Genomic DNA, 14452 nt, shown 5'->3' with positions numbered 1-14452 from the left:
CGTCACCACCCGGCGGCCGTTCTAAGGGCCGCGACGTCGAACTCACCACCCACTACGGGCACTTCGAGGTCGAACTCAGTCAATACCTCGGGGTGGATTTCACCGAAGAAACCCAGCTCCTGCCCGTCAACGAGTACGGCGGCGCACCTTCCATTAATAAATGATCGGTGTTTTCTCTCGGTAATCTCCCACCCGGTGACGCCCAGTTCGCGCAGTAGTGCCTCTGCCACGGACTTAATCTCGGAGAAGCCTACACCGGGACCGGCTATCGCCAGTGCCAGCTTCCACCGGTCTTTGGCACCAGTCTCCGCGTTCTCGTCCTGTTCGATCACCTCTCCGAGCTCGAACACCCGTTGCGGATACGGACGGTGCTTATTGTCCGCGAGGAAACGCATCAGAGATGGGAGGATCCACGTTCGTACGATCGTGTACTCTCTCTGAATCGGATTAGCCAACTTCACCGCGCGGCCATCCGGTTCGAGGCGCATTTTCCGATAGTTCTCTTCCGGACTGATGAGAGTCAAGGAGTTCACTTCGACGAACTTCATCCTCGCGAGAGTATCACGCACGACGTTGATGAATTCGCGTCCCCTATCCGCACGTGATGGCGTGTAAAAGTCAGGTACCGTAGGCTCGAACCGATCGTAATTGTACATAATTCCAGCGTCTTCAATCAGGTCCCACTCGTGAAGTACGTTCGTCCGCCAGGGCCCCACGAAAACCCGTACCACGTCCTCCTCGTAGAGTATCGGTGGGATCTCACGCCAATCAGCCTCGATGTGGTACACATCCGGGAGCGGGTATTCCCTGAGCTCACGCTCACCCTCGGGAACGAGGATGGCCTCGTGCCGAGCGCGTTCCAACAGCTCCTCCAGCTGCTCGCCGGAGAGATCGATCCCTAACAGTTTCCGAGCTTCGCTCACGGGGACGTCCCATACGTCGAGTTCCATCGTCGGAGTTGTCCGCTCGTATGCTCCTAGTATCTCAACGGTAAATACCTCCGCGCCGCGTTCGGCCAGGTTGCACACGATTACGTGGAGCGCGTCCAGCACGGACCGCCAGTCGGTACCGGTCACGTCGATTAGTAGGTCCGTCGTGTCCTGTGTGACCCTGGTGCGTTCTGAGTTTATCACTGGAGGGAACGAAATCACTCCTTCTTCGTCCGCGAGTATCGGAGCTCCACCAGACACCAGGTGGGCGTACTGCCGACCCTTTTCGTGCCGCCTGAGAACATCGGCAGGTGTCATTTCCTCGCCCGGATGATCGAGTGGTTCGAACGCCCACGACCTGTCGTTCGGATCCGCGAGGAAGTACCTAAGAGGTGGCTCTATCGACTCGAAGTCGTGGATACCGATCGCAGCCTTTTTCCTATCTCTCCCTATCACCCAGTGGAGGTGCTCCTGGAACTCCATGAGATGCTCCAAGTCACGCTCGTCCTCGAACTCAACGCCACGGACGACTGCAACCGCGAGGCATGGGCGCGCGTCGAGTACGTTCTCTTCAACCCGTGCTTCCACGTCCGAGCGACGAACGTGGTACTCGGGTATGCCCTTCTCTATCCCCAGAAATCCCTTGAGAGCCCGCGCAACGCCCTCCACGCTATACAGGTCGGGACGGTTCGGAAAGAACTCCGTCTCGATCACCATTTCACGCTCGTCGACTCGCTCCACATCGCTACCTAGCATCGGGATGAGGTTATGAGCTAGCTCCTCGAACGAGACTTCCCTTCCGAGTATTTTCACGAGCTTATCGTAGTGGATCGTGACCACGGGCAACCTCCGACACCCCCGAACGTCTCGGGTACACCGTTAATACTGTTAGCTCGCCGGTCGAGTCGGGGATGAGGACCTACGGCGGTGGCCGAGCGATGAGGGGGGCCTTAACCGCCGACCCGAGGCCTCGGTAAAGCCAGGGCTCGTCACCACTCGGTGTTCCGGCTGCTCGTCATCGGCCGGGGGTGCACGTTTGCCGCGCGTGTATTTGGACGGTAGGGAGTTAGGACTGAGGTTTTCGGCGTGCCACGTGATCCCAGGACATGGTAAGTGCGGTCGATTGCACGGTCACACGTACCATGTATCGGTTGAGCTGCTCGGGGAGCGTACGGAACCACACGGCTTTGTGTACGACTTCGACGAGCTCAAGAGCGCGGTGCGAGAGCTGATAAAGCCCCTGGATCATCGGGTGTTGTTACCGACCGAGTCCGAACTTTTCGAGATCGAGGAATCCGAGGACGAGATCACGGTTCGATTATCGGACGGCAAACGCTACGTGTTTCCTAGGGAGGATGTTGTACTGATCCCTACCAGTTCACTATCGGCCGAAGACTTGGCAGAGTACTTAGCGGACGAGTTGGAGCGCAAGCTATCAGGTGACAATCTGAAGGAACTACGCATCCGGGTGGACGAGGGATGGGGACAGGGGGCAGAGGTCGTCCGACGCCTGGATTGAACGTGTACGAGGTATTCCTCTCACTGCAGGGAGAGGGCAAGTTCGTGGGGGAACCGCAGGCGTTCGTCCGATTCTCAGGATGTAACCTGAGATGCGTATACTGTGACGAACCGGCCTCCCGGAGCAGCCACCGGAGGGCCCCGGTTAGACGTGTGAGCGGAGAGGTGAAACTCGAGCTCCCGGTCCCATGCGGACCGGAGGACGTCGTCGAAGTGCTGGTGAAGTTAGAGGACCTGGAGGATACGTTCGGAATAATCTCGTTAACCGGGGGAGAACCTCTAGTCCAGCCGTGGAGCGCACTGAAGAGGTTGATCGAAGGGCTCCGTGAACGCGGATTCAGGGTACTGCTCGAGACCAACGCCTCGTTGCCCGACCGAGCTCCATTAGTCGACAGATTGGTGGATGCAGTTTCCGCGGACGTGAAATTGCCGTCACACGGTCCCAATATGGAAGATTTTCCAGACCGCTGTCTGAGGTTCCTCGAGAGGATCAACGCAGAGGTTTACGCTAAGGTGGTACTGGTGAACGAAGAGTGTTACCGGCACGCCGAGGGTGCACTGAAGGGACTTCATCGGCTGGGTGTAGAGCCGATATTCCTGCAGCCGGCGACGGGCTCTGAGCACGACCTCGAGGATCTCTGGAGATTAGCCGGGCTGGTGGACTCCGACGTGCGGGTGTTGCCGCAAGTGCACAAGCTTGTGGATTTCATCCCGAAGTGATTGTCCTCGGAGCCACTATTCGGGGCGCCCTTCGCTGGGGGGACGACATCCTTCGATTCTCAGACACTCTGCGGCTACCGCGTGACCGCGCTCGCAGCACCGGTCGGCCGATTCACCCCGTAGAATGCCTTCGATGAATCCAGCAGCGAAAGCATCCCCTGCCCCCGTAGGATCTACGATGTCTTCCTCCGGAACGGGCTCCGGTGCCACTTCCGAGGTCTCGGTCCCTTCTTGGACGATCGCGGGGTCGGGCCCACGGGTGATGATAGTTATTTCCACGAGTTCAGCCAGCCTGTTGAGAGTCTCCTCGACATCGCCCGTCAAGTGAACTGCCTCAGTTTCGTTGAGGAACACGACATCAGCAGCTTCGAAGTACGGTTCCAAATAGGACCAGCCACGCAAGACCATCGTGGCCGGAGAGAAAGTCACCATCAGCTCGTCCGATACTGCCTTCATGGTCCGCTTCAGGGTCTCCAGGGACGTCTCCGATCGTAACCCGATGAACGAACTCGTATGGAGTATGCGAGCTTCACGAATGTAGTCGATATCGACCTCTTCAGGTCGAAGATCGTCGTTGACCCCGGGATCGACTAGGATCCTCCTGTCATCTCCAGAGACCAGACAGAACGCCGTACCGCTGTATCCGTCACCCCTGACGACTCTTGAGGTATCGACACCGTACTTTTCGAACTCCCGAAGTAGAAGATCCCCAGCGTTATCGCTGCCGACCTTCCCGACGAACCCCACTTTCCTCCCGAGGTAGGCGAGCCAACAGATCGTGTTCGCCGCGGACCCACCTCCTCGCTGCACCCTCCGTTCGATAGGCACCGAGTCGTCGCGTTCTGGCATTCGGGGAATGTACAGGAGCTCGTCCAAGTTGAGGGCGCCGAGACCCACTGCGTCCAACACCTCTCACTCCCGAATGCACTCCCGCAGCGGAATCCTGTAGTCGCCGAGTTCACCTCCGAAGTTCCCGGCGGACACTTTGACGACCCCGTCAACCTCCGTGGCGGCTTCAATAGCGATTCCGATCGCTCGCTTTACCGCGTCGAGCGAGACCCCGTTGATCACGATCTCGGGGATCGCCTCGACGCCTTCCGGGACCTTCGAGTCGAGGATTCTATCACGGAGAGTCGGACAGTACGGGTGATTGGTCGTCGGGCCGATGTCCGGGTAGATAGTTTCGGGCTTCGAACCGGCGGCACAGACGTTGAATGGGGTGATGACGCCTTCTACGTCTCGCAAGGCATCAACGGCACGATAACCAGCTTCGAGCGCGGTATCTACGTCCTCGCAGAACAGCCACACTAAACCTCCAGCGACACCTTCCGCGTACCCTAGTCGACGCTCGATCATGAACTCGCCCATCATGATCGGGATGTGGACCATCTCCCGGTCGAAACGTACGTCGGTGTATTCGTATCCGTCGGCGCAACGGCCGATAGGGCGTTCCGTGTCGATGTAGCCGTCCGGATCCTCGCAAGCGTCGAAGACTCTGGTAGTCGGTCGTACCAGGACACCCTGACGTATGCGCTTCCCGAGCTCGTGCTCCAGTTTCTTCACGGCGTCATCGCCGTACTCCACCCACACCTGGGCGACGAACCCAGGACGGTCGTCCGGGGTCTCCTCCGGGTCCAACCAGAGTTCCACGCCCGCTTCAGATTCGCCGAAGACGGTGGCCGGCAGAGCGGCGACGTTCTCAGCAGCCTCACGCAGGGGACGTTCGTCAGCAGCCGTCACAATGAATCGTGCGTACAAACCTTTGAAAGCCTCACAGAACGTGTCTTCTACAGGTACCCCGTTGATCTCCACCTAACTCCCCCCGAGGGGTAGAGTGAAAGTAATTATAAACTGGATCCTCGGTTCGTTGCGGACTGTGTAACAATGAGAGAGTCGGGGCGGAATCCGCTCCCGGCTCCCGGTTAATCGTCATCCCAGCGGTCCGTCCCGCCAGGCCTCTTCACGAGCGCGCGTCGAACCGCCCCGTGCACACTATCCACTTCTTTCCCAGCCGCCCGTACCCGGACCAGCGCCCTGCCCGACTCCACACGTTCCACCGAGATGTCGTAATACTTCAGCTTTAGGGAGTCCAATTCTCCTTCGAGCGCGGCCAACCGTCGCCCGATTTCATTAGGGGATCCTTCCACCACAACCTCGAACTCGCACTCGTCGGAATCGTCCAGTCTCTCTACGGTCTCGTTGACTAGGACGGAGTTTGGGATGACTATCCTACGACCTCTGGACTTCAACACCGTACACCGAATTCGGAGGTCAACAACCTCCCCCGAGTATTCACCGACTCGAATCCTGTCACCAACCTCGAAAGGGCGCTCCAGTGCCAGGTACAGACCCGCTAGTAGGTTCGCAACGAGATCACGGGCAGCTACCGCGATACCGGCTCCGGCCAGCCCCAATCCGGTGACGAGGGCCCAGATGCTCATCCCTAGGGACTCGAGAACTATCGAGAACGCCAGTAGATAAGAACCGTAGAGAAGCGTCTTCTCCACCCACCACCCCAAATCCTGTAAGCCCTCCTCTTCGAGCTTACCCCGAACGACCCTAGCCGCTCGACCCATAATCTTCACGAGGAGCAAGGCTATTACGATCGCTGTGGCCAGCTTCAACGGCTCCACATGTGCCGACGGTAGCTTCATCGACGGCAGTTCCACAGGATGTCCCCCGGGGTGCGGTCGTTGTCAGTGTACCAGGCTGAGCTGAGGATCAAGTCGGAACGCAGGGTTCAGGTGATCGACGTCACCGATCAGGTCAAAGAGAAAGTTAAGGAGAGCGGAGTGAAGGAAGGGATCGCTCACGTGTACTCGCGGCACACCACCGCGACCGTGGTCGTGAACGAGCCTGAGTCGGGTCTCCTCCGTGATATCGTTAATAAGCTTGAAGAGCTGGTGCCACAAGGTGCGGGATACGAACACGATAGAATCGACAACAACGCCGACGCACACCTGCGCGCTATACTCCTAGGGAATTCCGTCACCATTCCCGTGTCCGGCGGTGATCTTGTACTGGGAACGTGGCAATCTGTGCTGTTCGTGGAGTTAGACGGTCCGCGATCTCGTCGTCTGCTCGTGACTGTGGTGGGGGAGTGAAATGAGACGGCAGCTACCCCTGGAGCCCGTGGCGGCCGAAAAGGTAGAGGAAGAGTACGAGCTGGTGACCCTGCTCGCGTGTGACGATTGCGATTACTTCGAGTTCAAACCTCACGATCATGAGGTAGTATACGAGCGGAAGGGTAGGTGCCCCGAATGTGGTGGGACGTTGCTAGTCGAGGGTGTGTTCCGAACGAATGCCGACCCGTCGATGTTTCCATCATATAAAGACGTCAAGAGCATTGAAAAGGCCCTCGAAGGCGCGGGATATGAGGTAAAGGAGTTCCGCATCCGGGAGGACGGTTCGGTCGTTTTCCACTACGAGCGGAAGGGAGACGCGCGTTGCCTGGCTAGGAAACTGGCTGAGATGAAATTCACGGCGGAACCGGAAGGGAAGGCCGGTAGGCTGGTCGTACAGCGTTTCGAAGTCCCAGAGCAGGAGCCGGGCTGGCTGGTTCTGCTAGGGATTTCGGTTCCGGTATTCGCGTACTTGGGTGGGTGGTTGGCGTTCGGCTCGATCTGGGCCGCGGTGGAGTTCGCACTCGCGTTCTCGGCGATTTACTTCGGAAAGGAGATCGCGAAGCTCTGGGTAGCGAAAGTAGAGGGCCTCCGACCGCGCCTGCCGTTTTTCCTCGCGGTTCCTCCCTTCCCGGGAGCCTTCTCCTCCGTGATTCGCTCAGAAGTTCGACCTATGCTAGTCGAATCGCTATGCCGGATAGGCGTGGCCGGTCTGGTGTCCGGATTCCTACTATCCACCGCGACATTCCTCCTCGGTGCCGTGTTCGACCATACGCCAGTCCGAATGCTCGTGTGGCACAACCTGTGGACGCTGTCCCTATCGCGCGAGCTCGGAATCGTCGCGAACCCGATCACGTTGGCTGGATGGGCGGGACTCATCATCACCTGGCTCTCAGCCCTGCCGGTGTACCCGCTCGAAGGAGGATACATCGTGCGATATTACTACGATACCCGCACCGTCAAGTGGTTCTCCGTGATGTCGGCGTTCTTCCAGGGCTTCCTGCACTGGTACCACATAGCGGTTGCAACCGTGATCGTGCTGGTTAAGATAACGGCTAAACTACCGTCCGACCGCTCGTTTTTGGACGATGACGAGAGCAAAAGCTGGCTACCCGCCTTGCTGCTGGTGTCCCTGCTCGTCCTGCTGATATCACCTGCACCGTTCGGGTTGTGGCCACTGGAACATACGAAGGTGCCACACGACCTGCAGTGGCTGTTCCTGAAGTGACAGGGGGCATCGGTAATGAGGGCAGTACCACGGTGTGTACCGTGCGTGCTTGAAATCGCGGTAAACACCGTCGAACGAGCTGTCCCGGAGGACCGTCAGAAAGAAGCCATCCTAGCAGCGACCGAATGTGTTAGCGAGTTGTACCGAATGGAACCTACACCCCAACCTCCTAAGCTGGGTACCGAAGCACAACGAACCGTTATGAAGTACTCGGAGGATCTGGACCCCTACCGAGAGGAGAAGCGGCGGGCCAACGAGCGTGCGGCGGCGGTCGCGCAGGAGCTCGAGAGCGATCTCGAGAATATCGAGGACCCTGAGGAACTCCTGAAGAAGGCCGCGGCCGCAGCGATCGTCGGCAACACTATCGACTTCGCGGTGGCAGGTCACGAGTTCGACCTAGACGAACTCCGGGAGGAGATCAGTGGTGCAGGGTTCACTGTCTTCGACTTGAAACCTGAGGATTTCAGAGGCGCACGCGTGCTCTACCTGTGCGACAACGCGGGAGAGATCGCCCTGGATAAGCTGCTGATCGAGGTGTTGGTGGAAGAGTTGGAGTGCGACGTGGTAGTGGCCGTCCGCGGTGGTCCGATAGTGAACGACGCCACGCGGGAGGACGCCGAGCAAGTTGGTATTACCGAGATCTGCGACGTGATCGACACGGGGACCGAGATGCTCGGACTGCTCACGACTGAGGTCAGCGATGAGTTCGCCGAGGAATTGTCCTACGCAGACGTGGTGATATCCAAAGGGCAGGGGAACTTCGAGTCCATCCCGGAGGAACCGTTCCCCGATGTGCCTGTGTATTTCCTACTGAGGGCCAAGTGCGAGCCCGTCGCCGAGGAGCTAGGGGTCGAAGTAGGGAGTAACGTGGCACTGCGCTGGGAACCAGACGAAGAGAACGTCCGACGGTGGAGGGAGATCGTTGGGTGAGTGGGTCGGTAAGTCGACCCCTCTTCACCCGATCGTTCTGCAGGGTTCCTCGCTCCTCATCCCCAAGGGGGCTCTGCCATAGCTGAAATTATCGCGTTTCTTCTTAAGCGAGGGATCACCGGAACGGACCACGTGACCCGTCGTTGAGCAGAGGCTACTTCAGAGGAGCCCAAACCTTCAGATCGATGCACTCTATGCGCAATCGGTCACCTACCGCTTCGATAACCACCCCAGAGTGGACTTTCTGCATCATGCAGTGCTCCGGAACGAACCGGACCGTCTCCCCGACGTTAGGCACCCTACCCTCCGATACGATCCCTTCGAACCCGACTACGAGACACAGGCCGACGTCTTTATACTCGAAGTCCGTTTCGCCGAGTCGGTGCTTAGGCCCTACAATATGGACCGTCAGGAGGCTCTTCTCCGCGTCGAGAACGCGTGCGAAATGCGTGATAGGACAACCCCATGGTCTGTATCGGATGACGTCACCTTCCTCGATATCGGCTTCAGACCAGAAAGGATGGAGGATCTCACGACAGGCTGGCTCGTCCGGAAGGGGTGAAAGCACTAAGTCGGCCTCATAGCCGTCTAGAACCCCGGTGATACTGGGGCGTGTTCCTTCGACTTCTCCGATCTCCTCCAAGAGTTTCCCGAGCCGTCGGCTCTCCTCGGCGAACCGCTCGGTTTGAAGGTAGGGGCAGTCGTCGAGACTGGCCTCCCCACGGACCAGTGCCTCCGCGAAGTCATCGCATCGGTCGTACCCGCAGGCCCCACAGTGGAACCCAGGAAGCAGTTCGACGAGCTTACTCACCTCGGTACTCCGTGAATCCGTCAATGCGCCTGAGCACCCCACGATGGTAGCGCTCGGCAACCCGTGTCTCGCCCACGCAGAGCGTGCAGACGGCGAGTGGAGCCTTCTCACGGAGTCTGACTTCGTCTAGGGTGTTGGGCAGCTCGGGGGCTTCCTCTTCGATCAGTCGCGCGAGTAGTTCACACCCGGCTCCGGTGAGTCCGTTGGTCTCGATGACTCGACAATCTGGATTCACCTCAGCCACCTTCCGAACGTAGACCTCGCGTTCGGCCTGAGAGACAAGGTCACCCTTATTGACGCAGACGACGTCGGCAGTCTGCAGGAAGGGACCGACCTTGGACGGGGAGTTCGGACCTAAGGTGACGTCGGCGACGCAGACCCCGAGGCAGGCATCGACATAGGGTGCGCAGCGAAGACAGAGACCCGCGGTTTCCACGACGAGCAGGTCTGCACCGTGTTCCTCAGCCCATCGAACCATGTGTTCGAGGTTATAGGCCGCGAAGTGGTCGGGACACATGTCCTTAGATAAGGCGTCGGTAGCAGGGATCCCTAAGCGCTCACGGTACACCTCGTGATCGTCGGTGCGGAGGCAGTCGACTTTGACGACGGCGGGATTGTACTGGTCGAGTAGTCGTTCCAGTGCGTTGAGAATGACGGAGGTCTTACCGGATCCGGGCGTACCCGAGACTATTACCAGCTTCACGTCTCGGCCCCCAGGGGTAGTTCGACATCGTCCAGTCGCTCGCCACAGCGGACGCGGTTTCGGAGATCGAGGAGCCATGTATCCACTCGCTCGAGGAGTTCGGCAACTTCCCGTTCTCGCTGCGTCGTCTCCACTATCTTGGTCATAGCCCCGTTTCGCATGACGATCCGGAAATCGGATCGTAAGGACACGACGGGATCGTGAGTGACCAAGAGGACGATCTTATCTCGCGCCGTAAGCTCATCGAGAGCCTCGTGTTTGCGGATTCCCGCGTTCTCGATTTCGTCGATGAGGATGATGGGCGAGTCGCTAATCAGAGCCACATCAGCTATCATGAGCGAGCGAGACTGACCACCGCTGAGTTCGGTCATCTTCATGTCCGGATCTATCGGTTCGCCCGTGAATCGGTTGGCAACATCGACAACTTCCTCCGGGTCGACGTCGACGCCACGACTCTCAGCGTGTATCTCGACGAACTCGCGGACGGTACAGTCGGCGAGGAATCCCATGGTTTGGGTCACGTGGGCAACAAGACGGTGCTCCGGATCGAACCGGAGATCATCAGACGGTTCCTCACCGTCGAGCAGGATTCTGCGACTTGTCTCTGTGTCACCCTGTGCTAAGATTTCGACGTCACGTAGTAGTGCGGATTTACCTGAGCCTGTGGGACCTACGACCGCGACTATCGTTCCACGTTCTAGGGTGAGTTCCCGGACAGGCTCGGGCCGACCATCTTTATCGGTACCGCCTAGGATCGTAAGCTCGTGAACCTCCACGGTCGATTCCCCCACACCGCGAAACCACACGGTCCCTAATCCGTGTTTTCCCACAGTTGACGCTTCCGGTGGAACGAGTACACTCACGTTCCCGTTTTCCGCACACTCGGGGGCGGGATCCGTGTTCATCACCTCGAGGGAGATGAGGAGGATCGAACTCAACTCGCGGTGGTTGGGTTTCGAAGAGGACTTCATGATGGAGAATGCCGGAGCTGGCGTGGCTAGGGTAGTGATCGAGGAGTACTCCCCGAACGACGTCTTGGTCGTCTGTGGTACAGGTGGAAACGGTGGGGACGGGTTCGTCACCGCCCGCCACCTGAACTCTGAGGGAGTGGACGTCGAGGTGCTCCTCGTGGGACGGTGGGAAGCCGTCAAAAACGAGGCGGCCAAGTTGAACCTCAGGAGGCTGGACCGTGCGGGGATTCCCGTCAAGGAGGTCCGAGATTCGGAAGATCTGGAGAGTGTCGATTTCGAGCGGGACGTGGTCGTAGACGCGCTCCTCGGGTTCGGGATCCGGGGACGGCTTCGCGAACCTGTGAGATCGGCAGTCCTTCGGATCAACGAGGCCTCTCGTGCGGGGGCGCGAGTAGTCTCCATCGACGTCCCTACAGGGCTTGATCCCGATAGCGGAGAGGCACCAGACGTCGCCGTCGAAGCGGACCTGGTAGTGTCGATACATCGGCATAAACGCGGCGTTCGGAAGCTACGGGACGTGTTCCTCCGGAGGGTGAACGCGGGGATCCCCAAGATAGCCGAGCAGATCTGCGGCCCGGGCGACCTCATCGCCTCGGATATCCTACGGCGCGATCCCTGGTCGCATAAGGGCCACCACGGCCGCGTACTGATCATAGGCGGCTCGCGGAAGTACATTGGAGCGCCACAGCTGGCCGCACGAGGCGCGCTCAGGACCGGTGCGGACCTTGTCTTCCTGCTAACCGTCGACACGGTACCCAAAAACGACCCGAACGTCATCTACAGAACGGTCTCCGCGGAGCGGCTCGTGCCTGAGCACTTGGAGGAAGCTGACCTCGAGGACGTGGATACCGTATTAGTCGGGCCCGGACTCGGCGCGGACGCGGACTCCGTCGGGATACTGAAAGAGCTGGCGGAGTCCTTTGATGGGGTGATTGTCGTCGACGCCGACGGACTGCGAGGGATTTCTGAGGTGGACGTGGATGACAGGTTCGTTCTGACTCCACATGCGGGAGAGTTCAGGAGGGAGTTCGGAAAGGAACTGGGGAGATCTCTCGAGGATCGTTCGGAAGTCGTCCGGCGGGTTTCGGAGGAACTCGAATGCACTATCCTTCTGAAGGGTAGGGTTGACGTCATCGGGTCACCCGACGGCGAGATCAGGTGGAACGTCACGGGAACCCCGGCAATGACTGTAGGAGGCACGGGTGACGTACTCGCCGGGGTCATCGCCGGAGTCGCAGCACAGTGTAGGGAAGGGTTCGAAGCTGCGTGCATCGGAGCATTCGTAGTTGGGAGCGCCGGATGTTTGGCGGAGCGGAAGTTATCCCAGGGACTCACTGCGGAAGACGTTGCCGAGTACGTCCCGAAGGTCCTCAAAAATCCATGGGCGGCTGAGCCAGGGTCCATAACAGAGGTGCGACTGGGTTAATCTCACCTGGGGACCGCGTGGTCCTTCCGCACGGTCAGTAGAGGATCTCGAGCCGGTCGGCCGTCGAGACGCCGAGCAGTTCGGCAGCGCTCCCCTCTACGACCGCGATTTCAAGGTGGCCGGAAGAAGACCGTAGGACGATCAGATCACCGGAGTCCGCCTCCCCGTACGTGTGGACGTGCCTAGCATCGAAGGATTCCCCGGAGACGCAGACCGTCACGGTCTCGGGCAGGTCCACTTCTTCGTACCGGACGTTCGTGATGATGTTCCCGAAGTCATCCACAAACCACACCTGGGCACGCACGTGGCCGTCGTCCACTTCAGGTTCGGCGATCGGTGGCTCGACTAGTTCCTCGGGATCTAAGGGTTCGCAGAACTTCTCAGGACTCTCACCTGACGCCACTCGCGCAGCGGCTGGAGCGAATACGTCGCGTCCGTGGAAGGTAGCGGAGACTTCCCAGTCCGAGACCTCGTCCTCGAGGATACGAAAGGCCCGGGCGATTCCACCGAGTTCTTCGGCGAGAGGTATCAGGAGGCCATTGTCCGGTCCCACCAAGAAGTCCCCACGCTCCGTCTCCAGTAGAACAGCCCTACGCTCGGTCCCTACCCCGGGATCCACCACACCCACGTGGACGGATCCAGGCGGGAACCACGGACACGAGACCGACATCACGTAGGAACCGGCCACCACGTCCTGTGCCGGGACTTCGTGGGTTACGTCGACTATCTCGACGCTTGGGGCCGCGATTCTGAGAATCACAGCTTTAACCTGGGCAGGATACGGAGAACCGAGTCCGAAGTCCGTGGTCAACGTGATTAGACGCAAGGGGAGCCCCCCCTTTGCAACGGATTATGATCGTCGCGTTCGTTCTACCGATCGTGGCGGTTCCAGGGTGCGCGGGCCTCACGGGTTCGGTGTATCTGACGGGAACGCTGGCACATGAGTTGGGTCATGCTTTAGTGGAGGCGGAGTACTGCGGAGGCATTGACGGGGTTCAGATCGACCTGTTTCCACCGAAGATACTTTTTCACTGCAGGAACGGGAAGTGCGTAGACATCCATGTAGAATTCCCAATAGGATTCGTCACCATAGGGCCTTACGATCCGGGTACCCCAGAGGAGGAGCTCAGGAAGCGGTACAAGGAGGTTCTGCTGCTCTACGTTGAGAATCCGGTGAAATTTTTCGATAACGTCTCGCGAGAAGACGCGGAGGTCACCATGGCGGGTCCCGTGGTCGGTGCCCTGATATCGGCCGCGCTGAGTCCGCTGGACCCCCAAGGAGCGTTCGACTCCGCTTGGAATAACCTCCTCAACCTGATACCGGTCGAGATCCACGGTGCGCTGACTGACGGTAAGATCGCGTGGGAAGCCTTGATACGGGATCGGTACCCGGTGGACCGGTATCTCATCGAGCTCGGGCTCGTAACACTTTCGGTGCTGGTCACGGCCGCTCAGTGTCCGCGCTACGCGCTAGAAACCGTCGAATCCGAGTTCGTACTCACACTCGAGATGGCGCCGATAGCTCTGTTAGACGATTTGAGCAAAGCCGTGCTAGGCGGCCTACTGGGCCTGACCGTGAAGTTGCGAGAGCCGTTCTTCGTCCCGGGTATCGGGGTCGGATGGAACCTCTCGTTGTTAGGTCCGGAATATCAGAAGTGGTTGTTTGCGTTACTCGACACGCTCGAGTGGTCATTAACGATCCCGTGGCTCGGCATGCCTTGGAAACTCTATGCCGTCATCTTGAAGCTGATAGATGCGACCGCGGACTTGGATCCGGGATACCCATCCTTAGGCAGTTACCTCGGTTATCTGAAGGTGCCGTTCATCGTGTTCCTCCTAGTGTCGCTCCTCCGACATCCACCATCCTTCTGAGGGGGTCTAAAGGGAAGGGACAACTATTATGTGGAGGAGTTACCCTCGAGGAGACGGTCCCGCCTAAGAACAGATGAGGGCGGGCGTGCTGCGGTCCGGCACAATTACGCCCGGCGGCCGTGACCGGCCGTCTCGCAGCGGATGAACGGCCGTCCGACGGGCCGGATACACTTTCCCGGAACACGGGCCAGTGTCGGGATGACGAGCTTACCACCCCGGCTC

General features: G+C 59.1%; 15 protein-coding genes. 7 read left to right on the top strand and 8 right to left on the bottom strand.

Going from position 1 to position 14452, the window contains the following annotated elements:
• Positions 1 to 2 precede the first annotated feature (2 nt).
• Entirely contained in the window at positions 3 to 1769 is a 1767-nt protein-coding gene (gene pheT / locus BW919_RS05090) for a phenylalanine--tRNA ligase subunit beta (RefSeq protein ID WP_232452956.1), read from the bottom strand.
• A gap of 205 nt (positions 1770 to 1974) precedes the next feature.
• On the opposite strand from pheT, the gene BW919_RS05085 reads away from it, so the two are divergent.
• Both BW919_RS05085 and BW919_RS05080 read left to right on the top strand, forming a co-directional pair.
• Complete coding sequence (locus BW919_RS05085; RefSeq protein ID WP_232452955.1) at positions 1975 to 2448, top strand: 6-pyruvoyl tetrahydropterin synthase family protein; 474 nt, start codon at positions 1975 to 1977, stop codon at positions 2446 to 2448.
• Positions 2449 to 2450: 2 nt separating this feature from the next.
• Positions 2451 to 3167: a 7-carboxy-7-deazaguanine synthase QueE gene (locus tag BW919_RS05080; protein ID WP_232452954.1), complete on the top strand. Its 717-nt coding sequence runs from the start codon at positions 2451 to 2453 to the stop codon at positions 3165 to 3167.
• Between the two features lie 15 nt (positions 3168 to 3182).
• Here the strand turns inward: BW919_RS05080 and BW919_RS05075 are convergent, their stop codons facing one another.
• From BW919_RS05075 to BW919_RS05065, 3 genes are all read right to left on the bottom strand, one after another.
• Positions 3183 to 4076 carry a carbohydrate kinase family protein gene (locus BW919_RS05075; RefSeq protein WP_157666074.1) on the bottom strand — a complete coding sequence of 298 codons (894 nt, stop codon included), beginning with the start codon at positions 4074 to 4076 and terminating at the stop codon, positions 3183 to 3185.
• A 3-nt stretch (positions 4077 to 4079) separates the two neighbouring features.
• On the bottom strand, positions 4080 to 4979 hold the full coding sequence (locus tag BW919_RS05070; protein WP_088335954.1) for a formylmethanofuran--tetrahydromethanopterin N-formyltransferase: 900 nt from the start codon (positions 4977 to 4979) through the stop codon (positions 4080 to 4082).
• 110 nt (positions 4980 to 5089) lie between these two features.
• Positions 5090 to 5836: a mechanosensitive ion channel family protein gene (locus BW919_RS05065; RefSeq protein WP_088335953.1), complete on the bottom strand. Its 747-nt coding sequence runs from the start codon at positions 5834 to 5836 to the stop codon at positions 5090 to 5092.
• A 3-nt stretch (positions 5837 to 5839) separates the two neighbouring features.
• Here BW919_RS05065 and BW919_RS05060 point away from each other — a divergent pair, with 3 nt between their 5' ends.
• The 3 genes from BW919_RS05060 to BW919_RS05050 are packed head-to-tail and all read left to right on the top strand — an operon-like array spanning position 5840 to position 8447.
• Positions 5840 to 6271: a secondary thiamine-phosphate synthase enzyme YjbQ gene (locus BW919_RS05060; protein ID WP_088335952.1), complete on the top strand. Its 432-nt coding sequence runs from the start codon at positions 5840 to 5842 to the stop codon at positions 6269 to 6271.
• A gap of 1 nt (position 6272) precedes the next feature.
• Complete coding sequence (locus tag BW919_RS05055; protein WP_088335951.1) at positions 6273 to 7517, top strand: hypothetical protein; 1245 nt, start codon at positions 6273 to 6275, stop codon at positions 7515 to 7517.
• A 15-nt stretch (positions 7518 to 7532) separates the two neighbouring features.
• A complete protein-coding gene (locus BW919_RS05050) occupies positions 7533 to 8447 on the top strand; it encodes a DUF89 domain-containing protein (RefSeq protein WP_088335950.1) in 915 nt (304 codons plus the stop codon).
• A 154-nt stretch (positions 8448 to 8601) separates the two neighbouring features.
• On the opposite strand, the gene BW919_RS05045 is transcribed toward BW919_RS05050, so the two are convergent.
• Genes BW919_RS05045 through BW919_RS05035 form a run of 3 tightly spaced genes read right to left on the bottom strand, consistent with a single transcriptional unit; the run spans position 8602 to position 10737 of the window.
• The gene (locus BW919_RS05045; protein ID WP_232452855.1) at positions 8602 to 9258 is read right to left on the bottom strand and encodes a (Fe-S)-binding protein; all 657 of its coding nucleotides are present in this window, start codon (positions 9256 to 9258) and stop codon (positions 8602 to 8604) included.
• On the bottom strand, positions 9251 to 9961 hold the full coding sequence (locus BW919_RS05040) for a GTP-binding protein (RefSeq protein ID WP_088335948.1): 711 nt from the start codon (positions 9959 to 9961) through the stop codon (positions 9251 to 9253). The genes BW919_RS05045 and BW919_RS05040 overlap by 8 nt, the downstream gene beginning before the upstream one ends.
• Positions 9958 to 10737 carry an ATP-binding cassette domain-containing protein gene (locus tag BW919_RS05035; protein WP_088336501.1) on the bottom strand — a complete coding sequence of 260 codons (780 nt, stop codon included), beginning with the start codon at positions 10735 to 10737 and terminating at the stop codon, positions 9958 to 9960. Before BW919_RS05035 ends, BW919_RS05040 begins: the two co-directional genes overlap by 4 nt.
• A gap of 121 nt (positions 10738 to 10858) precedes the next feature.
• Here BW919_RS05035 and BW919_RS05030 point away from each other — a divergent pair, with 121 nt between their 5' ends.
• The gene (locus tag BW919_RS05030; protein WP_088335947.1) at positions 10859 to 12358 is read left to right on the top strand and encodes an NAD(P)H-hydrate dehydratase; all 1500 of its coding nucleotides are present in this window, start codon (positions 10859 to 10861) and stop codon (positions 12356 to 12358) included.
• Between the two features lie 34 nt (positions 12359 to 12392).
• Here BW919_RS05030 and BW919_RS05025 read toward each other — a convergent pair whose 3' ends face one another.
• Positions 12393 to 13184, bottom strand: a complete 792-nt coding sequence (locus tag BW919_RS05025) for an S-adenosyl-l-methionine hydroxide adenosyltransferase family protein (protein WP_088335946.1) — start codon at positions 13182 to 13184, stop codon at positions 12393 to 12395.
• Positions 13185 to 13198: 14 nt separating this feature from the next.
• On the opposite strand from BW919_RS05025, the gene BW919_RS05020 reads away from it, so the two are divergent.
• The gene (locus tag BW919_RS05020) at positions 13199 to 14230 is read left to right on the top strand and encodes a hypothetical protein (protein WP_088335945.1); all 1032 of its coding nucleotides are present in this window, start codon (positions 13199 to 13201) and stop codon (positions 14228 to 14230) included.
• Positions 14231 to 14452 lie beyond the last annotated feature (222 nt).

This window comes from Methanopyrus sp. KOL6 (assembly GCF_002201915.1).
Classification (GTDB): Archaea; JAADCQ01; Methanopyri; order Methanopyrales; family Methanopyraceae; genus Methanopyrus.
The sequence above is the reverse complement of the archived record's forward strand: the minus strand, read 5'-3'. Positions and strand labels throughout refer to the sequence as shown.